This is a genomic window from Comamonas sp. E6, from assembly GCF_001010305.1.
Taxonomy (GTDB): Bacteria; Pseudomonadota; Gammaproteobacteria; order Burkholderiales; family Burkholderiaceae_C; genus Comamonas; species Comamonas thiooxydans.
Map to the genome: position 1 here is coordinate 19,276 of NZ_BBXH01000028.1, position 23,971 is coordinate 43,246.

Below are 23,971 nucleotides of genomic sequence, written 5' to 3' on the forward strand. Positions count from 1 at the left end.
CAAAAACCATGACCGAGCCGCAGCGGCGCCAAGCGCTCTGTCCAGATATTTCCAACACAATTCTCGTCGCACAAGCTGCGCAGCTAAAGGCCGGTGCCCCCGCTCTGCAGTCACTGTTTGATGAAGTTGGCCGTGGGCGGGAATGGCGTGGGGGCAACTCTTGAAAATGTACCCCAAGTCTACCGCCTAAGGCGGCAGCAGCTTAACTCAGAGAAGCAACTGACTGCTGACACGCAAAACAAACATTACGAAGACATTTGCCTGGAATTCCGCTCTACGTACCTGAATAGACCAGCATTCCGCAAACTGCCTCACGCTCTCCTACTGGTACGCGTACCTTATCTGCCTTATGCCGCTTTCGGATTGCTTCAAGAGCAGTTCGCAGGAGTTCAACACCTCCCTTGATTTGAGCTGCAGTAGGTACTGAGAAGCCGCACGCGGACACCTTGTTCTGCCCGGCTAACCAGTCACTTAACCGAAGTCAGGTATATGAGATGAGAGCCCCGCACTAAAATCGAACGCATCCAGCAACAGCGTACCAAATGGATTTCTGACGCAACTGCATGTGCATTTCGTGACGTCATACCAACAGTGCTCAAGAATGTGCAAGCGGCTGAGGTATTGCTCCTGCCCATCATTGATTGGTACTGAGCAATTCCATCTTTCTTAGTGCCATGCTTCGAGATTAACTTCAGGAAGTACCTGCATAACATCGGCTCCCCAATATTGGTATTTTTCCTACATCGCATGCAAGCACTCTGGCCCTCCAACTAGGCCGTTGACCGCTTTTGCCTCCACCTATATAAGTAGTACAACACAAAGAAAGCAGCAAAAACATACCCCCCAAAAAACCGCATTACAAAAAAACCAGCGGTCTCATCTTTGAAATATATATTGAATATTTTTGTTCCCAAGAAATTATAAACCAGATAAATCGCACCCCATTTAGACAAAAAAATAAGGAATTTTTGACGTCGACATCTATATTCCTCATCAGAGTTCGACATGGATTCCATGATCCCCCAAATAGCCCCTAAAATTAATACCCCAATATTAATAGATAATAATTGAAAAATACTCTTTAGCTGGGAAAAATTTATATCCCCATACTTTTTCAGCCAAATTACATAAACAGCAGAAATTCCAACAACAGTTAGCATCACAACCCTTGAAACCTTGGACATTAATGTGAAAGCAATCAATACCAGAAAAAAAGCCAATCCAAATGCCATATTTTAAATTCACATAATGGTTTATCAAAGGATCAAAGCCTCATGAAGCAAGGAGGCACCCTCCTCCAACGCCTAGCATTCATCTGTTCTTAGCAGTTCTATCGAATGATTGCCACAACATAAGATCCGGTTGTCAATAAAGCATTACTCTCCTTCTATTTTTCCGTTTTTCCAGCGCTCCAAAAAATTTGGCACTCGAGTTTTCAGGTCATCTGAGCCACATTTTTCGCACGTGTTAGGTGGAACCTGCTTCTCACTGACCAAGACATCTGATTTAGAGCCATAGATATATTTACTCCAACCACATCGACAAAAATAAATACGGGGAGCTATAGGGCCAAACATACAGACTCCTTAAATTTCATTTCAATATTCTATAAATAAGAAACAGGCTTGAGAATTAGATTATCAAGCCTGTTTCTTATTATCACATAAGTCGTAAATCATCGCACTACGACATTTTTGTATATATCCACTCAGATCGTGACGCGTCTGAACCTGTCACCAATCACCCGTTTGAGGGTAGGTTCTGAGAAAATAACGCAGTGCCTTGTGTGACTGTGCCACCCTCATCGCGGAAGCCAATGTCATTCATCACGCAATAAGCAGCTGGCAATTTCAATTGAGCATTCGGAACTTGACTTCCATTGCCTTGGCACTTTCAGCCCAGCGTTCAAATCGCAGCTGGCGATTCAGGCTTTCGTTCAGGCTCAGCTTGAGCTCTTTAATTTTCTGGTTCAGTTCCGTGTATTGTGGAAAAAAGTCATCGCAGAAACTATCCAAGTTCACCAGATCGATGAAGTCTTGGCGCTGCTTTTCAAAGTCCTCGACCATCTTTTTGATTGCCTTCTTGAACTCATCTTCACGCTTCCACTTCTCCCAGGTATCCCAAGCTTCCAAAGCTATGCCCAACACCGAAAGCATGCCGTTGGCACCTTTGGCAAAATTCACGGCTCCCCAAGGCTTGAACTTTAGATACTTGCCAATGTCCAGCCCCACAGTCTTAGCAACTGACACTACACCGTCACGTGCAGCCAGTACGGTGGAATTGTTGATCATATTGCCCTTAAGCACATGGTTGACACCCTGCTTGCCCAGTGACTTGAGGGTGACGTTGAAGTGGTTTACCTCGCTGTCAAAATTGACCTGCATCTTTTGCATCTCAAAGTTGATCGACTGAGTGCGTTGGCTAAACTCTTTTTGCAAGCGTGTTGCCACGTTGACACCTTCTGCCCCGATCTCGCGCTCATAGAACTCCGCGAATGTCTCCATACTGCAGCCTCTGGCCTGAATGATAAGGTCGCTGAAGTACTGTGTGGCAAAGTCGCGCAGGCTGATGCGGGCGTCTTCAATGTCGCGTGATGTACGGTTAAGTTTGCCCGCCAGATCAGTGCTCATACGACTGAGCTTATCCACCTGCTCGCTAATCTGCTGGTGGTTGTCCAGCGCCTGTGGGAGCTGGTTACCCAAAATATCGTTGATCACGCTGGCCTGCATCTCCTGCACCAGTACGCCGTAGCCACGCTGCTTGATCTTGTCACTGGTGGCCTTTTGCAACGTGTGGATATGAGACAGCGCCTTGAACTCCTCAAGGTTCTGCAGCCAATATTCCACACCTTGATCGAACGGATTGGCGGCCACGGCCACAATGCTCAGGTTTTCCTGCTCCTCGGACGTCAAATGCAGCGCGCCGCTCAGGCGTTCATGAACATTCTTTCTCTTAATGGAAAAGTTGTAGTCATAGTCGGCCTCATCCTCCACATCGGCAATCTCGTCGAAGCGGCTGAGCACGAACACCGTACGCGGCAGCAAGTTCAGCGTGCGGAACAGCCACTGCAGGTCTTCTTTGTGGCTTTCCTTGATTGGGTTAGTGGAGTTCATGACGTACAGCACTAGGTGCGCCTCGCTCACGTACTTCTTTGTGATGTCTTTGTACTTCTCAACGGCATGCGTTTCTGCGTTCATTTGCTCCTTAAAGCCGAACAGGCCAGGCGTATCGATGAGCACAAAGTCCCCGTCAACCTCATACACCTTGACCTCGTTCGACGATTCCTGGTGGCTGATGTTCATACTTGACTTGTCCAAGCGCTCCATCCAAGCGGCAGCAATCGATGTCTTGCCTTCCGAGAAACCGCCCACCAGCGCCACCTTGAGCTTGTCGCCCGAGACACTGCGCAACGCGGTTTGGATCTTGTCATCCAGCTTTGGATCATGCGGCATACCGGCCTGCTCGCCCTGCTGCACCACTTCTTTTAGCTCATTCAGCAAGTTCAACATTTGTGCTTGCTGATTCTTGAATTGGTTCAAAGTGTTGTTCATGACAACCCTCCCTGATTAATGATTTTTTTCGACATGAGTGTGAGTTTGTCGGTGGAATGCTGCAGCAACGCGACCAGCTCCCCCGTCTGCTTGACCGGCACTTCAATGGCTTGCTCAATCTGGTCGAGCTTGGCTCGCACGCCGGGTAATGCCTCCTCCAGTCCTGTATCCAGAGACAGGTGCAGCTGTGAGACGATTTTGCTCAGATTCTGGTTGACAGATTTGCGCTGCTCCGACTTCTTGTAGTCCGAATCAAACCAGCCCCAAACCGATTTTGCAAACGAGAATAGCAATCCCACTAGGCCAATCACCAAGATCCAACCGCCAGTACCAAAAACTGCAGCAATACCGCCCGCTATGCTCAGCAGTAGACTACCTACCTTGATACCGTTATCGATATTGATCTTCAGATCGATTTTGGTGTTGAGGCGCGTCTTGTTGAGTTGATCGTAGATGGAGGTGAGTTCCTGCGCATGCTCTTGAAACTTATCCACCACATCCTTCACATCGGTTTGGAAGCGTTCAATATCACGTTGCAACGTAGCGGGAAACTGCTGCTGCAGTATCTTCTGCTCTTGGTCGATGTGGTAAGACAGTGAGCTTTTGAAGTCATCATTGCTGATGTCTTCATCAATGCGGCTGTATACCTTGTTGCGCACATTGCTCTCAAAGTTGCTGATTAGCTGCGAGCCAGAGGCCCTTAGGCGCCCCTGCAATGATGCATAACTGCTTTGCAGTTGCGCTTTAGCATCTTGCTCATTCCCCCCCAAGTCCTTGTACAACTTACTAAAATTACTGCGGATGCTCTTGAGTTTTCCCAGCGTACCTCTGAGCGCCTCGTGCGCCTTATTGAAGTTGGATTTCTTGATGCGCGCTTTGCAATCTGTCACTAGCGAGCTGGCTAGAAACTCCAGAAAAGGCGTCATCTGTGTGCATCGCAGCAGGTCCTCGGGCGTGAAATCGTCCAGAATCTTCTGGCGACGGCTTATGTTGATTGAGCCAGGGGAAAAATGATTGGTGGAGACCAAAAACGCTGGTAGCGCCGCCAGCGAAATCGCCTTCCGGTAGTGTTTACCCAAGTGCTGGCTCATCACTTCATCCAGCCCCTGCAGGCTTGCCAATTCGTCCTGTGACAGTAGCTCTTTACCCTTGAGCGAATGCTTGGCGTTGGAGATTTTCTTGTTAAAGATAGACCACACTTCAGTCTGAGAGCCCAAGTGCTCGCGGATCTTTTCTAAAGTACCTCGAGTCTGGATGTCACCGGTCTGAGGGGGCGCAGCCTTGTTCGTGACATAGAACACTGCGTGTGCGCGTTGTACGGCACTGGTGATCTGTTCATACACCGTGCTCTTACCGCCTACGGGTAGCGCCACTTCCTTAGTCTCGTTGCCTTCAATGCCCGGTACATCCAGCAGCGCAAAATCCTGCCCATGAAGGTGAAAGTCATACTGCTTCGTCAGCAGCGTGTGGTCGGAGCGACCATCACCAATGATCTCCCCATCCACATATTGCAGTTGCTGCTGGCACAGCTGTTCGTACTGCGCCTGTTGGGTAAGTCGATCATTTTGCAATTGAGTTAGCTGTATGCGCGTTCGAGTTTCCTCTCCGGCCATCTGAACACAGGCCATCTCGCAGGCTAGGCGCACGTCGGACAGCTGTTTTTCTAGCCCCTCGCGCTCTTGCTGGTGGAGCTCCTTCTGAGCATGCACTGCGCCTGTGGCCGTGCTCTGCTTTTGCTGTGTGAGCTGCTGATGAGCCTCAGCTTCACGCAAAGCCTGTTTTTGCGGCAGCTGCTTAAACAACTCTTTGAACTTCTCCCAAAGTGATGCCGTACGCTGATGCTGCTCAATAAAGTCCTGCAACGTTTGCACTGCCTGGCTGGCCTGCTGGTGCGCTGCCTGCGCTGCTTGCAACTGCTGATCGAGTTGCTCTAATGCCGCTGTATGGCGTAGCTGAGTCGAATCGATAGCATGCGAGACCACTTGTGCAGGGGCTTCATAGCTCTCACGCAAAGCTTGCAACTGCTCGGCAAAACGACCTAGCGTATCCTGAGTGATCTGCACCTGGTCATTCAAAGTCTGCAGCCGCGTTTCGCTGGCCCGCAACTGCGCATGTATTGCATCGTACTGCTTGCGCGCCTGCACTTTGCTGGGTTCATGAAGCAAGATGCGTAACGTCTCGATCAGAGTGGACTTGCCTGCGCCGGTTTCGCCATAGAAGGCAATCGTAAAACGGTTCCACTCTGAGTTCCTGCGCAGCTCATTCAGTTGTTGCCCCAGTTCCTGCTGGCACTCGCTTAGCGTCAGCTGCGCACTGTTCTTTTCCTGACTGACAGCATCGTCCTGCGACAGAGCATTGACAGACTGAACCACCTTTTCCAGCTCGGTATTAATTTGCTGATAAATCTCTTCAGGATTTTTGAAACTATCGACCATGAGTTTTAGAAGTATTTAATAACTCCACCAGCAGAAGTTACGATGGATTGTTTAGTAGATTTTTGAGAGCGGGTGATTTGATCAGCTTTGCTCGATAGCACTAGCTCCCACTCCATTTCGCCAGTGCTTTTTGCAAACCAACCTGTAATTCTTCATGCCATGCCACAGGCTTGACTATTCGCACATGCGGCAGCCAATACCGCACGACGGGCAGTAGCTGGTCGATATGATTGATCTGCGTGGTAACTATCAAAGAGCCGTCTCTGTCTTGCCATTGGTGCTGCTTTGGCAGTAACGGCCGACGAATAAAGTAATGCGCAACTTCAGGAGCTACACGCAGCAAAGCTTCAGTGGTGTTTTCAGTAAACCAAACATCATCCTTGGCTTCGATGTATTCCTTATGACTGTGCTTCGGTGCAAAGAGACTGCTTGTGTCCACCAGCAAGTGATCAATCAATGCAATGCTGAAATTTTTCAGCTTAGCGCCCTCTTCCGCTGCTAGGTACCAAACGCCGTTTTTGTGAATGAGCTTGTAGGGCTGCACATTGCGTGCTTTACCCTTGTAATTAAATTGACATGGGTGTCTCTGCTCGATGGCAGCTTGAAGCTCCAAAAACTCTCGTGTACGGGGGCGCAAATCTTCATGCGCAACTGCCTGCACATGGGTCGTCCGCTGTTGTTCTGGGGTATGAAGTTGCTCTAAGAGGTAGCGCAAGCTGTTATCTGGAAACAGATGCTCTGTTCCCGACATACGCGCATAGCCATGCAAGTGTTTGACTGGAATACTGCTACGCACTGTGTGAGTCAGTTGCCATTGACCATTGGAACTTCGTTCGACAATACCGCACAGTCGATCACCAAGGTCGCGCTCAATGGTGCGAACATCCACTTGAAATTCTTGCGCAAGTTGATGCTTATCAAGCACATCACCTCGATGTACGCGGGCAAGAATTTGAGACAAACGCTGTGCCAGCTTTTCGCCTTTTGATGTTGAACTTGCCAAGGATGAAGCAGACATTCAAGAACTGATGAGTAAGTCAATGAATGTAACTATAAGTGCCTTTTGAGACAGGTTGTGTCGCAGAGAGCATCTATGCACACCAAATTACTTTGCGTGAGCCCTGTGTGTTATGACTCACTCTTTGATTGGACTTTGCTGTTTTGTCGTTTATCCATGCGTCAGAGGCACTGACTATTTCTTTCAGTTGGTGCTGTAGGGACTCGTTGCACACCATCAAATGAAGAAATACCGTGTTGATCTGCTGCACTAACTCCTCCGTCGAACAAGAACTATGGGAGTTTAGAGTCACGCTCGTATCACATTGAAATTCTGTGCTCACACCTTGTAAGCGCAGCATCTCTTGCACAGCCAGGGAGCAATTCAAACAATAAGTGCGTTCAGAGATTTCTTGCTTGAACTGCTCAATCCGACGCCGTGCTAGTTGGTAATGCAGGGCGATGATTTTTGCATCCAGAGGGTCTGCAACGTCAAGTGCCAGGATGCAAGGACCATAGTGCGCAAGTGCTGTCGATATTTCCTGGGATAAGCGAAGATGTAATTCGCATTCGCGTACATACAATGCGTTCAGTAGTGCATAAAGGTCTCGTATCGCAGTATCGCTAGCAACCATGGACGGCTCTTCCTGTAAAAAGCTGAAGAAAGTCCAAACTCTAGAAGTTGATAACGACAGCCTGTGTCGCTTGATCATTCGATCCGATAGCAATGAAGCTGGCAGTAGGCGGTTCAAGGCGCGAATATTCTGGCCTTCCGACGCCAGGGCGGGCACAGCCAATGTCAGGGCACTATGGCCCCTTGTAACTGTGACCAGCCTTTCGTACTAGGTGCTTGACTGACCGCAACCTCCTGTACCACTGATGGGCAAGCAGCCCTAGGAGTTGCCCATGTCGAATCATGCAATCACCTTGATCGCACACCAACCCATCAAGCACACCCCAAATCGCTCAGCCTCCGACGAGAGCCGTGGACTCGCGAATCACTCTGGCCATGTCCTCTTCGCGGATGGGCTTGCAGAGCACCTCATCGGCGCCGGCAGCCATATAGCGCTGCCGTTCCGTGTCTTCGATGCTGGCGGTCAGTGCCACGATACGGCAGCGAGGTCTAGCCTCGCTGGTTTCACGTGCGCGCACTCTAGAGATCAGTTCGGCGCCATTCATATGGGGCATCTGGCCGTCCGTGACGATCAAGTCAAAATCCGTCTCGGTGCACAGCTCCCAGGCCTGAACGCCGTCCTCGGCAACATCGGGAACCACACCTTGATCGGACATCATGCCTTTGACGATCTCGCGGTTGAGTGCGTGGTCTTCAACGAGCAGCGCGCGCGGCAGTGAGGTGCCATGGGCTGGCGCCCTGGCTGCCGGCCGGGGCGTGATGCGCGACTTCGGCTGCGGCAAAGTCTGCGCCCCAACAATGGGCAGCGCAAGCTTCACCGTGAAGCAGGAGCCTCGTCCCGGTTCACTGTCGACAGATACGGCTCCGCCCATATGTTTCACCAAACGGCGGGTGATGTGCAGCCCGAGACCGCTGCCAAAGACCTGCCCCTGCTGAGCCGATGCCACCTGTTCATAGGGCTCGAAGAGCCGAGCCTGATCAGCCGGCTCGATACCCATTCCGGTATCTTCGACCTCCAAGCAAAGGTTCAGCATTCCGCTCTCGGCGCTTCCAGTCGCTGTCAGGGCAATGCCCCCGTGAGCGGTGAACTTGACAGCGTTGCTGAGAAGGTTGAACAGCACTTGCTTGAGGTGCAGCGGATCGACCATCACCCATGTATCGACTTCGGGGGCGACCGACATCTCCAGGCTGAGCTGCTTGCGATAGGCCATGCCCCGGACCAGAACAGCCATGTCCTCAATCAAGGGCCCGAGCGCCACCGGTTTGGGACTTGAGTGGATCAGGCCCGACTCGATCCGGTTGAGATCCAGCACATTGTTGAGCAGCAGCAGCATGGTCTGTGCCGCATCCTGAGCCGCTGGCAGGCTGCCATCCTCGGCGGCCGTTCCCTGGCTTCGCTGCCGGGCCATGTCCAGCAGGCCGATGATCGCCGCAAGAGGCGTGCGAATCTCATGGGTCATGGTGGCGAGGAACTGGGTCTTGGCCTGATTGGCGGCTTCGGCACGCTGTTCCGCACGCCTTGTCCGGCGAACCTGACGGGTCAGGTATATCCCCCAGATCAGCGAGATCGCGGCCGCCAGGCCCAGTGCGCCCGCCACCCGCAATAGTGCCTGTCGATGCGCGTTCCAGAATCCCCAGCCATCGGCAGGATGTCCGGGTTCCCAGTTGCGCACCAGTTCGGCCACATCTTCAGGCGTGATTGAAAGCCGGGCCTTCTCCAGGATCGCCACCAGCTCAGGCTCCTGAGCCTGTACCGCCATGGCGACGCGGGGCGTGTAGTCGTCCAGAATGCCTATCGGCGCCAGCCGGTTCCCAAGATACCTGGCGTTGATGAAGCGCATCGCGTAGTCGCTGCCGACAACGGCATCGCTGCGCCCCTGCACAACACTCTGCATGGCCTGCGTCATGTCCGGGAACGCGCGGATCTTCACGCTCGGGTGGTCGCGACGTATGGCACTTTCGAGAAAATAGCCCTTGACGACGGCCACCCTCTTCCCGTCCAGGTCTGCCAGCTGATGAATGCTCTGCCCATCGTCCGTGATTCCCTTGGCCGCTCCTGCCGGGGCCATGACAATGACCGAGGTCCTCAGATAAGGGGTGAGTATTTCAAGCCCCTGCGGCGCCTCATCCGAGGGCGCAAAAACCGGAGTCAGCAGCGCCCGCCGCTGGCCCAGGATGGCATTGAGCTCCGAGTAGTTGCGAGCGCGAATGTAGTCGAACTTCAGCCCGGTGCGGCGACCGATGAGTTCCAGATACTCGGGGCCGATGCCCTGGGCCCTCCCGTCACTGGAGAACTGCCCCAGCGCGCCCAGCGAACCGTTCAAGACCACCGGAACACTCGGATGCGCGGCCAGCCAGCGATTCTCCGATGCAGTCAATGGAATGCGGTCTTGGCCCAGGCGCAGTGGCCGTCCGCCGCTCCAGGAGTACAAAATATCGTCGCCATATTCCGCCGCGACCTTCGGAATGGCCTGGTCGAGATAGTCGAGCAGCGTGCTGTCGCCCATGCGGACCAGGAAACCAAATCCAGCGCTGTCCACGGGAACAAAGCCCTGGATCTTGAGATTCACCAGATAGTTGATGCTGATGAGGTAGTGGGCTGACGAGGCATCGGCCAGGACCGCATCGACCTCGCCCAGACTCAGTGCCTCCAGCGCACGTTTGGGCGACACAAAGTTCAGAAGGCGGCTGTTGGGATATATCTCGGCCGTCTGTGCAGCCGGCAGATACCCCGGATTGACCGCCACCTTGGTTCCCTGGGTCTTGGCGTCAAAGGGAGCATCGATCCTGGAGACCAGCACAGGCTGGTCCGCAAGATAGGGGCGGGTGAGTTGCAGGCCTGCCAGCCGGGCGTCGCTGGGCGTGCCGCCGCCAAGCATGTCGATCTCGCCGCGTTGCAGGGCCTGCAAGGCGGCCTCTCGACTGCGGAACGGCTGCACGCGCACGGGAGACGCGAACAGCAGGCCCACATAGTCGGCCGTGATGCCGCGAAACCGGCCTGCATCAAAAATACCCAGGGGAGGATAGTCCGGCAGCGAAACCCCCAGCGTGAGCTGGCCGCGCTGGTCCAACGTTTTGCGTTGCTCATCGCCCAGCCAATTGCGGGAGGCAGAAGTAATACGCGGCTCAAAGTTGAAGACGCTCAACTCCGCCCGGCCTGGGGCCATGACTGCCAATGACAGGATCAGGAGAACCAGGAAACACCGTATAAAGCGCATCGTTTTGGTATGTTTGTTTATCTCGCCATTCAACTGACCGAGTGCCTTGGCATTCCCTGCGCTCCAGCCGAAAGCGGTCTTCGGCTCGACGAAATAAGGACTGATGGCGCTCTGTTGTCAGCCGCCCTTCTCTGCAGCCTTCACTTCGCCTGATCTTATCAAGCAGGCCGCCGATAAACGCCGGGACGGCAACTTCCGAATATTGATCGGGGATGGATTCAGGCATCACTCCTGGCTCGATTTCTGCCTGGAGATTTACGAAAGGTCACAGAACTGCACAGGAAACAAGTGGCGTCGAGAGGACTTGCGGGGACGGCTTGAATTCATTGCCGCGCAGCCTTATTAACAAGCCGGCACTGTTTGCCATTCAGTTGCGGAATATCAAGTACCAAGTACCAAGTACCAAGTACCAAGTACCAAGTGCCGATTAAGCGCCTGGGCAACTGCGCTGAGCCAAAAACAAAGACTCTGCGCCACAGCACAGAAATTCGGCAGAAGCGTCTTTCACACCCTGCGGCCGCGCACGCAGCACGCAGCACGCAGCACGCAGCACGCAGCACGCATGTGCAGCTTGCCGCATTACTTCCAGCCCATATGGGACTGCGGGCTGAGCTTGTTCCGCTGCACGGCCAGAAGGAGCCGAAATCGCGCCTCTCATTTATTGGACTGCGGTACTGGATTGCGCCGGCAATTTGCGGCCCGATTCTCCCCGCCCTGTTTTTCAGAGAGCGCTTTTAAGAATTTTCCTAGACCTGTGAAAGTGCCCGACTTCTATCATTCTTTGCATGATTTTGACCAACCCTCCTACCGAGAGGTTGAACGCCACCGCGCTCGGCTTGCCCATGCTGCTGCTTCATCTGTTGGCTGTAGCGCTGCTGACCTGCATCCTTTTTGGCTCCGCGCTTTATCTGTACTGGGCATTCAGCGGAGAAGTTTCCAACCACCGACGGCGCATGAATGCTGCCGCCTACAGCGCGCAGCTTTATTTTGACCAGCGCGAAGCCTTGCTCAAATCGATCGCCGGATCGTCCGTGCGCAACACCAACCACATGTCACCCGAGCGAACCCCGCAAACATTCGGCGAAACACGCCAGATCAGCGTCACGCCGCTGCTGACGGACAAAAACAGCTATGACTGGGCCCTGGTTCTGACTCCGCACGATAGAGCGGACGTCAAGCAGGCCCGCGCCCGCATCATCTATTTGTCGCTGGAGCATTCCACGGCCAAACGCCTGGGCGCAGATACGGCGGCAAGGCCCTCTCCGGTGTCGCCAGGCACCACAGCGTGGCTTACGAAAGCGCTGGCCGAACGCGCGCCTGCCATTGAGGCAGGCAGCCGTGCGCCCATCGTCTGGCTGCGCCCGCCAACGGATGAAATGGACAGGATCTTCCTGTTCACCCCGCTGGACGCAGCGCACCCTGAAGAAACCTGGATCGGGTTGGAGGTCGATGGTGTGGCCTCGGTCATCGCTTCCGAATGCGCTAGCGATGGCGGTAGCTACGCGCTCTACGACAGCAACAGCCGCATGACCTTGCACGGCGGCCCGCTGCCCATGATGGGCGATACGGTTTCGGGCCGGCTGGCCCAGGACTCTTTCGGATTCCAGGGCGGCACGTGGTTGCCCGAGAACCTCGTGCTGGTCAAATCGGTGGGCGAAGCGCAGTGGAAGCTCGTCTACTACGTCCCGATGCGAGATGTCCTGGCCCGTAGTGCCCACTCTTTCTGGATGGCAGGAGGCGTAGCGGTCGTGCTGGCCGTCATCGTCTTGCTCGCCGTGCGTCACATCAAGAGAAAGCTGGTGGCTCCGGCTTTGCGCCAATACGCAGCTCTTGTCGACAGCCTGGCCCTCAACAACAAAATCATCGAAGTTGCCCCTGTCGGCCTGAGCCTTGTGCGGCGGGCCGATGGGAGGCTGCTTGTATCCAACGACGCTGCCAGGCGCCTGCTCGAAGAGCACGATAGCTGGCGCGAGGATATCCGTCTGGCCACGACCCGGACAGGCAGCCGCGAGTGCGAGCTTCGGGACGGGCGCAGCGTCATCCTGACCTTCGCCTCCATGCCCTATCAATCCGAGGACGTGGTCATTTGCGGCATCAGCGACATTACCGTGCAAAAGGAGGTCGAACGGTCGCTGCGAAGTGCGAAGCTGGCCGCGGACCAGATGAACGAAGCGAAAACGATGTTCTTCGCCACGCTCAGCCATGAGATCCGCACGCCGCTGTACGGCATCGTGGGCACGATGGAACTGCTGGCGCTGACAGGATTGAACGTGCAGCAGCAGCAATACCTGAACACGATCCAGCAGTCCTCTGCGACGCTGCTGCGCACCATCAACGACACCCTGGACCTGTCGCGCATAGAAGCCGGCCGGCAAGAGCTGTACATCGCCGAGGTCTCGCCAGCGGAACTGCTGGAGCGCGTCGTCGCGAACTTTGCAGCGCGCGCGCACGGCAAGGGACTGCTGATCTACGGGCTTTGCGACCTTGGGGTTCCCTCCTCGGTTCGCGCCGACTCCGCCCGCATACTTCAGGTTCTGAACAATCTAGTCGGCAATGCGGTGAAGTTCACCGAAGCAGGCCGGGTTGCCGTGCGCGTGAGCGCTGAGAATCTTCAGCCCGGGCGGGTTCGCCTCAAGTTTCAGGTTGCGGATACCGGCGTCGGCATTCGGGCGGAGGCACAGGCTCAGCTCTTCGAGCCCTACTTCCGTGCCGACGCCAGCGCCAAGGAGGACATTTCCGGATCGGGGCTGGGTCTGGCCATCTGCCGGCGCCTTTCAGACCTGATGGGCGGAAGCCTGTCCGTCGTCAGCGAAAAAGGTCTTGGCACCAGCATTACGTTTGCCGTCACGCTGGATGTCGCGGCGGCTGACCCTGCCCCGCCTGTGGTTCTGCGCAAACGCGCGGTATATGTCGACGGCGCCGCCCCGGAAGTCGTGGCCAACCTGTGCGCGTGGTTGAGCTCATGGGGCGCTGTCGCGCTGCCGTACCGGAGCGATCTGAAGCTTCCTGCCTCGAAAGACGCCGTCTTCGTTCAGGCCTGGCCGCCGGCCCCGCCTGATCTGCCATGGAAACACAAGAGGGTTCGCGTCATGGCGCCCGGATCCGGCCAGGAGTCCTTGGCGTCGACAAGCTCCAAGCTGAGCATCACCAGCACCACGAATCCGGTCAGCATCGGGCGCGCCGTCCGGATGGCGCAGGATGGCATAGAGCGCCCACTGAGCGCGAAGGTCCACGCCAAGCGGATTTCGCTGGGATTGCGTGTCATGGTGGTGGAAGACAACATCATCAGCCAGATCATCCTGCGAGAGCAGCTGGAGCATCTGGGCTGCAAGGTAGTCACTGTCGTCAACGGACATGAGGCGCTGCGCCGCTGGAGCGCTCAGGAGTACGACGTTGTCATTACCGATCTGAATATGCCGCTGATGGGCGGCAACGAGCTGGTCCGTGCCTTGCGAAAGCTGGACTACCAGGGCGTCATCCTGGGCCTGACGGCAAGCACCGCGCCCGATGCCGCGCGCCTGGGTATCGAGGCCGGCATGGACCAGGTGCTCCTCAAACCCCTGCCACTTCTCACCCTGGCGCAAACCTTGCACACCCACGTAGAGGATTTGACCTGACCATGCTTTCCAAATACAAAGTTCTTGTCCTGGATGATCACGCCTTTCAATGCATCCGCCTGAAAGACATGCTGGAGGAAGCAGGCTTCGCTCACGTCGACGCGGAGCAAAGCGCCAGTGTTGCCCTGAAGCGCATAAAGGACCAGGGCTACAACGTCGTCGTCATGGACGTCAACATGCCCCTGATGGACGGCGCCCAGTTCATCGACCAGCTTGCGCGCCAGGACTTGAATCCCGTCCTGGCCATTGTCACGGCATGCTCACGCCGCATGGCCAACAGCATCAGCCTGATGGCCAAGGAACGCGGCTTCGCCGTCATCGGCGCCTTCGTCAAGCCTATCGTGCGCGAGCAGATCGACGAGATGATCAGGAACCTGTTGCGCCGCCCGTCTGCAGAACGCTCCAGCGTGACCGCATGCGACGACAGGGTCCTGGACAAGGAGAGCATGGTGACTGCGCTTCGCGATGGCAGCATCCGGGCCTGGTTCCAGCCGAAGAAGTCGCTGCTGTCCGGGAGCATCGTCGGAGCAGAAGCCCTGGTTCGCTGGCAACACCGCGATTTCGGCTTGATGATGCCGGCCTCCTTCCTGAAAACTCTGCATGACTATGGACTGGATCACGCATTGCTGATGCGCATGGTGGAAGATGGAGTCGATGCCTACAGGACATGGAGACGCCAGGGCTACCGGGTCCCGGTATCGATCAACCTGCCGACTTCGTTGCTGGATCAGCCACAGTTGCCGGACGAGCTCCACGCTATAGTCACCCAATCCGGCGTGCCGACAGAGGATGTCACGTTCGAGCTGCTCGAAGACGACATGAGCACGGACGCCGGCCAGTTCTACATGGGTGCCAGCCGCCTGCGATTGCGTGGCTTTGGCCTGTCTCAGGATGATTTCGGCAAAGGGTACAGCTCCATGTACAACTTGATCTCCATCCCGTTCACCGAATTGAAGATTGACCGGGCCTTTGTTTGTGGCGCCGCCGACGACGAAGTGCTGGCCGCGGCACTCGCTTCATCGGTTCAACTGGGCAAGCAACTGGGCCTGCAGGTGACTGCCGAGGGTGTCGAAACCATGGAAGATCTGCAATTCGTGCGGCAGCTTGGCTGCGACTGCGCCCAGGGATACCTCATCTCGGCCGCCATCGACGCGCCCGCATTCGCCGAGCTGCTGATTGACGAGCCCAAGCTGCATTTCCCTGAATCTGCGCCACATTGAAACCAGAGCGCGCGTCAAGCGTGCAGCACCTATGACACGACAGAAGCATCAAAAAATGGTGATGCCCGCCTCCAGTCGCCTGAGAGCACTTTTTTTCGGCGTTTTCCCGGCTGCTCTTGTGCTGGCTGGCGCCGTGTATTGGCTAGGCCTGCATATCCTGCAGAATGAAAAGGAGCAGCTTCAAGAGGACTTTTCATTCCTGATGGGCAATATCAATGCCCAGGAGCAGATGTTGCGCACGCTGCGCATGCAAAGTCAGCAGGCCGAACGGGCCGGCCTGGCTTCACGCACTTCGGTCAGCTCGGCCGCAGGCATCGAATCTCCCTCCTGGCGATTCTTCGAAGGCCAACGCGCAGCGGCATCCACGCCGTTCACCCTGCTTTGCCAGCGGGCCGAATTCTGCCCGGTGACGAATGGCGTCTACTCAGGGGCAGGCTCCTATCTTTCAGACTTCTATTCCACGTATTGGGCAAATCTGGCGTTTCCAGCCGCGCCCGTCTTCGTCGTTTCGCCCGCCAGGCAGTTCAGCCTGAGCGTGCCGGCAGTTGCAGCAGACTCAAGCCATACGCCCCTGACGCGCCGAGTGTTCCTGGGTGTGGTGCAGGCTATCCAGCAGCAAACATCCAGCGAGAGTCCGCAAAAAGCCAGGCAGGATTCGCACACACCGATCGAATGGCGACGAGACGCCGATCTCCCCGGCGCGATGATTGGACTTCTTCCGCTCCCCCGACCTTGGGATGCAGACGATGCGCAGCCCAGTGCATCAGGCGGTGTCTATGCGGCGACGCTGTTCGCGCGAGACCGAATCAGCGCATCGGAGCGCCCCTCTTTCCAGCCTGCCTACGATGATTTCTGGCTGATGCGGCGCGACAGCGGTGTGCTGATAGGCGAGGGACGGCCTCCGGCTGCCGACGATATCGGCTTCAAGGCTTCGTCCGAAGGCTTGACTCTCCGGCTTGCCGACAAAAGTGGCGATTGGACCGCAGTCTACTTGCTCGGCTACAGCAGTTTCATCAAGAATCACGCGTGGCTGCCGGTGGGAGCCTTGAGCGCATTGCTGCTCGTTCTGGCGGGCGGATTGGGATTTCGGCGATGGTATCGGCTGAATGTCACCAATCCTGTGCAGGCCGCAGCCAAGGGCGTGCAGGAAACGGATGCATTCAATCTCACCTTGCTTGACACCGTCCCGGTTGGGCTCTGCGTCCTGTACCGCTCGACCGGCAAGGTCGCCTTCCGCAATGAGCTCGCGGCGCAGTGGCTGGGCATAGGGGCCGACGCTGAGTTGCACAACACCCCGGGAGCCAATGGCCTGCTCCGGCAGATCATGGGCACCACGAAACCAGGAAGCATCGAAAGCATTCCGGGCCTGGATGGCCGCCCCTTGCATGTGAGATTCGTGCCGACACGCTACAAGGGCCAGGACGTGGTTCTCTGTGCATTCGCGGACATCAGCGCACGAGCCGAGATGGAGCGCACTCAGGAACAGGCCAAGGTGCAGGCACAACGGGCCGTAGAGGCGAAATCGACCTTCCTGGCGTCAATGAGCCATGAGATCCGCACGCCCTTGTACGGGTTGCTGGGCACGCTGGAGATTCTTGCCATGACTCCACTCAGCGAGGAACAACGCCGGCATATCGACCACATTCAGAATTCATCGGGCATTCTGCAGCAACTGATCAGCGACATCCTGGATGTCACCAAGATCGAGTCGGGACAGCTTGCACTTGAGGCCGTAGCTTTCGATCCCGGCGAGCTGGTGCAAAGTGCAGTCGCCTCCTGCGCGCCGGCCGGCGAGCAAAAAGGCCTGGTCGTCTATAGCTGCGTGGACACCTCCGTACCGGCCTGCGTCTACGGAGATGCAGCGCGCATACGCCAGATTCTCACCAACTTGCTTGGCAACGCCATCAAATTCACGAGCGCCGGACATGTCATCACCCGGATGCGCGCCGAATCCTTGCCGGACGAAAAGGTGCGGCTGAGCCTGCAGGTGGTGGACAGCGGACCGGGCATCGGCCCCGAAGAACGAAAACGTCTGTTTGAGCCCTTCTATCAGATCAACGGCGGCGCGCATACGGTTGGCGGCATGGGCATCGGCCTTGCCCTTTCCGCCAAGCTGGCCAAGCTCATGGGCAGTGAACTCCATGTCACCAGCGAGCCCGGCTTGGGAAGCAGTTTTTCCGTGGATCTCGTGCTTGAGAAGGGTAGCCCGCCTGCGGCCTCTGCACCCCAGTTGCGAGATATCACGACCTATGTGCGCAGCCCGCGCAAGGAACTCAGCGAGAACCTGTGCCAGTGGCTGACACGCTGGGGGGCTCAGGCGAACGCCCTCCCCCCGCATGCCTATCCTGAGAGCGAGTCGCCTGGTGTGCTCGTGGACGTCATGCTTGATGACCGGGTCGATCTTGAGGAATGGACTGGCCTGCGGGTCGTGGCCAGAGGACACGAAGACTTTGGCCGCATCCCCCCGCAGGCAAACCGATACTCGGTGCGCAGCGTCGGATTCGCCATTCAATATCTGGTGAGCGGCGAGCTGGAGATTTCACCAGAGCCCGCTCATCCGCCCGATCAACCGCTGAATCTGCATATTCTTGTTGCCGAGGACAATCCGATCAATCAGATCACGCTGCGCGACCAGCTTGAACAGCTTGGCTGCCAGGTAACCGTCGCCCCCGATGGGGTGGATGCCCTCGCGCTATGGAGCATCAACAACTTCGATCTCCTGCTTACCGACCTGAACATGCCGCGCATGAATGGCTATGAGCTGGCCAGCAGCTTGCGCGAGCGTGGCGTGTCCACGCCCATCATTGGCGTGACGGCAAATGCCATGAAGGAAGAGGAGACTCGATGCAGGGCTGCCGGCATGAATAGCTGGCTAGTGAAGCCTATCGATCTGCGATCGCTCTGGCTGCACTTGCGCGCACATGCGAAAGCCAGCGCCGAAGCCCCGCTGCCAAGCGGCTCGGACCACCCCGCAGGCAATCCCAGGCGCGGCCCTTCGGCGAGCGCCGCCGCGATCCCCAGAAAGTACCGCGAGGTCTTCATCCAGACTATGAGCCAGGACCTGGACACGCTCAAGGAGTCCGCCAATGGGGACAATGCCCCGGCCATGCTCGCCGTGTTGCACAGGATACGGGGAGGTCTTTCTGCTGTCGCGCTCAAGGATCTCCTTGCGCAAGCCGAATCCCTGGAAAATCAGATCAGGTCCAACGGACAAACTCCTGCGTCACGGGAAATGCTGACCCTGCTTGTCAAGGACATGCACGAAACCCTGGACATCGTCAGAAGCAGCATTTCCGCCTAACAGGTACGCGGCGCCCCGCAGGCCAGCGCCAGCAGTCGACTCGACTGTTACGACTGCGCTCTGCGCTGCGCTGCGCCACACCGCCCCGATCCCGGACGTGACTACGCCACCGCCTGCCGTTGTGCGCGGCCCGGCTCCGTGAATCGATGGCAACAGCGGCCCGGATGTGCAGATCGCTGAGCTGCCGCTCAGGCGTAGGCGCAGGCAACATCGTCCCCTCGACGAGCCGATGATGACCACTACCGCTTTTCCCAAGCTTGCCTCCGATGCGCCGCATGTGCCCACATGGGCCGATCACCGCATTGCGATGCGCAAAGGCATCGTCCTGTACATCCGGGCATTCCTACCAGCCTTGACCGGCATGCTGGGCCTTGCCATCGGCAGCAATCCACTCAGACGAGGTTGCGTCAAAAATCAGTTGTACTATACAACCATATGGTTGTATATTGCAACCAATACTGATTGCATGACGCCACAAATGACCAACACCATGTCTGAAATTGACTCGATTCGAGCCGACTCCCGCGCCCTGGTAAGAGAGCTCGGATTCATGCAGCCGACACTGGCCGCAACGGATTACTCGGCATCGGCTGTGCATGCATTGCTTGAAATCGACGCCCATGAAGGCATAACCTCGGTTCAACTTGTGCCGCTTTTGGGGTTGGAGAAGTCAAGCGTCAGCCGAATGCTTGCGAAGCTGGTTGCAGCAGGAGAGATCAAGGAGGTGGCTGCTATCGATGATGGCCGTTTCAAGCTACTGCAGTTGACGGACCAGGGGCGCAGCACGGTCAGGCAGATTCATTCCTATGGCCAGATGCAGGTGCAAGCTGCGTTTCAGCACCTCAATCGCTCCCAGCAACAGGCGGTTGCGCAGGGCTTGTCTGCATATGCAGGAGCGCTCAAAGCCCATCGCTTGAATATGGCGGAAAAGCAGCAAAGCCCAATCACCATAAGCGCAGGATATCGCCCCGGACTGGTTGGGCGCATTGCCGAAATGCATGCGGCGTTCTACTCGAAGCACTCCAATTTCGGGCAGTTTTTCGAGAGCCAGGTCGCGACTGGTGCGGCAGAGTTCGCCGGACGGCTGAACGAGCCATGCAATAGGGTATGGACCGCCCTGCTCAATGACCGAATTGTTGGCTCGCTCGCGATTGACGGCCAGGACCTGGGCGACAACAGAGCCCATCTGCGATGGTTCATCTTGGACGATGGTTGTCGCGGTAGCGGTGTCGGCAGGCAGTTGATGACAGAAGCGATGACATTCTGCGACATACGCGGGTTCCGTGAAGTCCATCTGTGGACATTCAAAGGCTTGGACGCCGCCCGCAAGCTGTATGAGTCTTTTGGCTTCAAGCTGCACAAGGAGGAACAAGGAGCGCAATGGGGAAGCACGGTTACCGAGCAGCAACTCGTTCGCTTGACTTGAAATTTCATTGCCGGTTTAAGGACAGCTCCTGGCCGACAGCAGGCGGCAAAGCTGCTATGGCGATTTCTTTGCGCGCCATGAGAGCCATGTTGCAAATGTAGCGCCCCACCGTGAATGGAGCGATGGCACAGAGCCATTGGCGCGGCGGCCCCGCAAAGAACAGTGGGTGGCAATATCACCTGGCAAACCGAAACCTATTACCAGCAGCCCAGCGCTCCGTACTGGCGCGCCACCCAGCCTTCTTATGCCGTGATGGGACTGATGGCACGCTAGGAGATGGACAAACACTGGTCGACAAGACCTATATGCCGGGTCTGGGCTCTTACGGCACGGGTGTCTACGGCGATCCGCGCAATGTACTGGTGACAGCGCGCTACCGCTTCTAAGGGGTGGGCGTGTAAGGTTCGACGATGCTGAACGCCGATTGGCTGTTGAGCATCGCCGTTGCCAATGGCTTCATCTCCCAGTGACCGTTTCCGATAGGTATGGCAGGACGCATATGGTCAATCTGTGACTGTCGCAATACGTCCCAAGGTGGTTCGGCAAGGTGCTATTTCCTTGCTTCAGTCAACATCCGAACGGCCAAGCCGGCGAGAACCGTTCCCATCAGCCATCGCTGGACCAGGATCCACGTCGGACGGCCGGAAAGAAATACTGCTATCGATCCTGCAAGCATGGCAATCGTGGCGTTCACACTGACGCTGATCACAATCTGGGTGAAGCCCAGAACCAGGGATTGCGAGAGCACGCTGCCATGTTCAGGGTTGATGAATTGAGGCAGCAGGGACAGATACATCACGGCGATCTTCGGGTTGAGAAGATTGGTCAGGAACCCCATCAGGAACAGCTTCTTTGGGCCGTCCTGCGGAAGGTTCTTGACTTCGAACGGAGAGCGGCCGCCCGGCTTGACGGCTTGCCATGCCAGATAGATCAGGTACAGAGCCCCGCCAATGCGCAACGCATCGTAGGCATAGGGTACCGCCATGACGATCGCCGTAATGCCCAGTGCCGCGCACATCATGTAGAACACGAAACCAAGAGCAACTCCCCCCAGGGAGATAAGCCCGGCGACACGCCCCTGGCATATCGATCGGGAAATCAAATAAACCATGTTCGGTCCTGGAGTGAGGACCATTCCAAGGGAAACAAGGCCGAAAGCAAGCCAATTCTCAAAGCCAGGCATGATGGTTTCTTAAGTGTTGTTGCATTTGAATATATCAGTCGAGGTCTGCTCCTGGCCGAAAGCAGCAGCACTCGACCCGAATCAGGCAGCCGCAGAGTGAGACGCTCTCTCCAGTCGTATGCGCCCGATATTCATCAACAACATGCCGAAGATGGCCGTAGCGCCGCCACCCAGCAGCGAGCTGGTAATGGGCTCTCCGAGCCAGACGCTGGACAGCAGCATGCCAAACAGCGGCACCAGTGACATATACGCAGCTGCGGCGCCAGCACCCAGCTCCTGGACGCCCTTCAAGTACCAGGCGTAAGCCAATGCCGTAGCGCCCAGGGCCAGCGCCACAACGCTGTACCAGGCGACGGCAGGGGCTTTTGCCAGGCCAGTCCAGGCGGACGAGCCCTCCAGAGCAGTGCTGGCCATAAGAAGCAGTCCAGCGCCAATGAGTGCGGTTGCCGTCGTCGTGGTCAGCGCATCCACGCGGGACAGAACAATGCGTCCTATCAGGGTATAGGCAACCCAGCATGCAGCGCAGCCAAGCAGCAGCCACTCTCCCATGCCGGACGAGGAAGACACCAGCTCCCCCAAAGCACCGCCGCTCAGCGCATACAGGGCGCCCGTCACGGCCAGCCCCAAGCCCAGGCACATGATGGCATTCACGCGCTCACGAAACAGCAGCGCTGCGAACAGCATGGTCAGGACCGGGTTGAGCGCCACCACCATGGCCGCCTTGCCAGCAGGCACGGTCTTGAGTGCCAGCAAGAAGAACACGGAGTAGCCCAGCACGCCCACGGCAGAAGCGCAGGCCAGACCCGCCCATTGGCGAGGTCCCAGGGCACGCAATGCACCCATGCGCCCGCTGCGGTACAGCCACAGCACCAGCAGGAGACCAGCCAGAAAGAAGCGCAGGCTGGCCGCAGCCAGCGGAGGCATGGCTTGCGCGACGATGCGCCCCCAGGGCCAGGAGGCGCCCCACAGGGCAGCCATGCCGATCAATCCCAAATGGGTGGAAGTTCGTGATGTGTTCATGAGACGTTACTATCTGATAATCAGTATTCATCGTCGAATGAGTAAAAGCTCATGACATTCACGCAACTCGAAGTCTTTGCAGCGCTCGCCCGAGTCGGCAGCTTCTCTCGCGCAGCGGGTGTGCTGGGTATTTCCCAGAGCGGCGTCAGCCATGCCATCAAGCAGTTGGAGACAGAGCTGGGCGTCGCGCTTTTCAAGCGAGAAGGAGCAGCGGCAACACTGACCGAAGTGGGCGCCAGGCTACTGAGCCGCGCCAATGACATCCTTCAGCAAAAAGAGGCATTGCAGCAGGAAGCCGATGCGGAGCATGGCATTGCCCGGGGCACCTTGCGCATCGCATCTTTTGGCGCCACCTCGTCGCTGCGTCTGCTGCCGAAGCTCCTGGCACGTTTTCAGCAGAAGCACCCCCTGGTCGAGGTGCACATTGAGGAAGCCATGGACGACACAGTCGTTCAGTGGCTGCTGGAGCGGCGCGTGGAACTGGGCTTTGTCGTCTTGCCCGACGAGCGCTTCGACACCCTGACACTGGCCGAAGACGAGCTGGTGGCGGTGCTGCCTGCTTCGCACCCCCTTGCGTCCCAATCGGCCATTGCTGCCATGAGCTTTCATGGACAGCCCTTTATCCGTACCAGCGCAGGCTCGGGCCCCCATATCGATGCTTTTTTGGCCAGCCAGGGCGCCTCACCCAGAACTCTGTTCAAGTTTGAGCAGCTCATCTCGATGATGGGCTTTGTAGCGCAAGGCGAGGCAGTCACCATTACCGCACGCCTGGCTCTGCCCGAGCCCCCGGCAGGTGTTGTCTACCGCCCGCTAAAGCCCTGTTGTCGCCGGAAAATCGCGCTGGCCGCGCTGAGCTTTGACAAGCTCTCGCCCGCTGCTTTGGCTTTTGTCGAGCTGGCCCGGAAAAGCAGAGGCAGCCTGGCGATTGAATAAACCTCGTCATCCGAAGCAAGTGGTCTCCCGAATGCCTGGAGCCAAAGGTAGTCTGCAAAGGCCATGCAAGGCAGATTGCCATCTTCGATAAGGCAGCCAGTCATGGCCGAGCGATGAATGCAAGGTTCATTGCATGACTGGATATCGGCCAAGCAGCCTTCGCCGTCATGGCAGGCTCAAGTCCATGCCGAGCATATTGGCAAGGCCGAAGGTGAACAGCAGCACACACAACAGCGCCAGCATGAAGGCGGCAGCCACCTTGCCGCCCGTGCGCAGCAGCGCGCGCCTGTCCATCCCCTTCTTGCCTTGGTCGTAATGCCACTTGATGGCGAAGAACATGCACGCGCCGAAGATGAGAACCTTGAACGTAACAAAGATTACAGGGACCCAATCGATCATTTTGAAAATTTCCAGCCTATGACTTGACACTGTCTACC

The 23,971-nt window shown here is 56.7% G+C and carries 16 protein-coding genes; 6 read left to right on the forward strand and 10 right to left on the reverse strand.

Translation table 11 applies throughout. The features are described 5' to 3' along the window. Positions 1 to 770: 770 nt before the first annotated feature. The 7 genes from CSE6_RS22110 to CSE6_RS26240 all read right to left on the reverse strand — a co-directional run bounded on the left by CSE6_RS22110 (position 771) and on the right by CSE6_RS26240 (position 11,060). Positions 771 to 1,232 (reverse strand): hypothetical protein, encoded by a 462-nt coding sequence (locus CSE6_RS22110; RefSeq protein WP_059441502.1) that lies wholly within the window; start codon positions 1,230 to 1,232, stop codon positions 771 to 773. Positions 1,233 to 1,850: 618 nt separating this feature from the next. Next, positions 1,851 to 3,551 (reverse strand): LeoA/HP0731 family dynamin-like GTPase, encoded by a 1,701-nt coding sequence (locus CSE6_RS22115; protein WP_059441503.1) that lies wholly within the window; start codon positions 3,549 to 3,551, stop codon positions 1,851 to 1,853. Next, a complete protein-coding gene (locus CSE6_RS26235; RefSeq protein ID WP_059441504.1) occupies positions 3,548 to 5,986 on the reverse strand; it encodes an AAA family ATPase in 2,439 nt (812 codons plus the stop codon). Before CSE6_RS26235 ends, CSE6_RS22115 begins: the two co-directional genes overlap by 4 nt. 100 nt (positions 5,987 to 6,086) lie before the next feature. Further along, positions 6,087 to 7,004 carry a YafY family protein gene (locus CSE6_RS22125; protein WP_083994791.1) on the reverse strand — a complete coding sequence of 306 codons (918 nt, stop codon included), beginning with the start codon at positions 7,002 to 7,004 and terminating at the stop codon, positions 6,087 to 6,089. 73 nt (positions 7,005 to 7,077) lie between these two features. Then, positions 7,078 to 7,617, reverse strand: coding sequence for a hypothetical protein (locus CSE6_RS22130; protein ID WP_152668623.1), 540 nt, complete (start codon positions 7,615 to 7,617; stop codon positions 7,078 to 7,080). Between the two features lie 331 nt (positions 7,618 to 7,948). Next, the gene (locus tag CSE6_RS22135) at positions 7,949 to 10,762 is read right to left on the reverse strand and encodes a transporter substrate-binding domain-containing protein (protein ID WP_238585773.1); all 2,814 of its coding nucleotides are present in this window, start codon (positions 10,760 to 10,762) and stop codon (positions 7,949 to 7,951) included. Then, entirely contained in the window at positions 10,743 to 11,060 is a 318-nt protein-coding gene (locus CSE6_RS26240; RefSeq protein ID WP_193751164.1) for a hypothetical protein, read from the reverse strand. Before CSE6_RS26240 ends, CSE6_RS22135 begins: the two co-directional genes overlap by 20 nt. 559 nt (positions 11,061 to 11,619) lie before the next feature. Here CSE6_RS26240 and CSE6_RS22140 point away from each other — a divergent pair. The 5 genes from CSE6_RS22140 (at position 11,620) to CSE6_RS22160 (ending at position 20,784) form a co-directional block, all read left to right on the forward strand. Further along, the gene (locus CSE6_RS22140; RefSeq protein WP_083994792.1) at positions 11,620 to 14,451 is read left to right on the forward strand and encodes an ATP-binding protein; all 2,832 of its coding nucleotides are present in this window, start codon (positions 11,620 to 11,622) and stop codon (positions 14,449 to 14,451) included. Between the two features lie 2 nt (positions 14,452 to 14,453). Beyond that, positions 14,454 to 15,671, forward strand: a complete 1,218-nt coding sequence (locus tag CSE6_RS22145) for an EAL domain-containing protein (protein ID WP_059441509.1) — start codon at positions 14,454 to 14,456, stop codon at positions 15,669 to 15,671. 31 nt (positions 15,672 to 15,702) lie between these two features. Further along, positions 15,703 to 18,972 (forward strand): hybrid sensor histidine kinase/response regulator, encoded by a 3,270-nt coding sequence (locus CSE6_RS22150; protein ID WP_083994793.1) that lies wholly within the window; start codon positions 15,703 to 15,705, stop codon positions 18,970 to 18,972. Between the two features lie 478 nt (positions 18,973 to 19,450). Then, complete coding sequence (locus CSE6_RS22155) at positions 19,451 to 20,398, forward strand: bifunctional helix-turn-helix transcriptional regulator/GNAT family N-acetyltransferase (protein ID WP_059441530.1); 948 nt, start codon at positions 19,451 to 19,453, stop codon at positions 20,396 to 20,398. Between the two features lie 122 nt (positions 20,399 to 20,520). Further along, a complete protein-coding gene (locus CSE6_RS22160; protein ID WP_238585774.1) occupies positions 20,521 to 20,784 on the forward strand; it encodes a hypothetical protein in 264 nt (87 codons plus the stop codon). Positions 20,785 to 20,948: 164 nt separating this feature from the next. Here the strand turns inward: CSE6_RS22160 and CSE6_RS22165 are convergent, their stop codons facing one another. Together CSE6_RS22165 and CSE6_RS22170 are read right to left on the reverse strand one after the other, a co-directional pair. Continuing rightward, positions 20,949 to 21,581: a LysE family translocator gene (locus CSE6_RS22165; protein ID WP_059441510.1), complete on the reverse strand. Its 633-nt coding sequence runs from the start codon at positions 21,579 to 21,581 to the stop codon at positions 20,949 to 20,951. 81 nt (positions 21,582 to 21,662) lie between these two features. Next, positions 21,663 to 22,601: a DMT family transporter gene (locus CSE6_RS22170; RefSeq protein WP_059441511.1), complete on the reverse strand. Its 939-nt coding sequence runs from the start codon at positions 22,599 to 22,601 to the stop codon at positions 21,663 to 21,665. 51 nt (positions 22,602 to 22,652) lie between these two features. On the opposite strand from CSE6_RS22170, the gene CSE6_RS22175 reads away from it, so the two are divergent. Beyond that, the gene (locus CSE6_RS22175; RefSeq protein ID WP_059441512.1) at positions 22,653 to 23,534 is read left to right on the forward strand and encodes a LysR family transcriptional regulator; all 882 of its coding nucleotides are present in this window, start codon (positions 22,653 to 22,655) and stop codon (positions 23,532 to 23,534) included. A gap of 165 nt (positions 23,535 to 23,699) precedes the next feature. On the opposite strand, the gene CSE6_RS22180 is transcribed toward CSE6_RS22175, so the two are convergent. Beyond that, positions 23,700 to 23,933, reverse strand: a complete 234-nt coding sequence (locus tag CSE6_RS22180; protein ID WP_034381030.1) for a hypothetical protein — start codon at positions 23,931 to 23,933, stop codon at positions 23,700 to 23,702. Between the last annotated feature and the right edge of the window lie 38 nt (positions 23,934 to 23,971).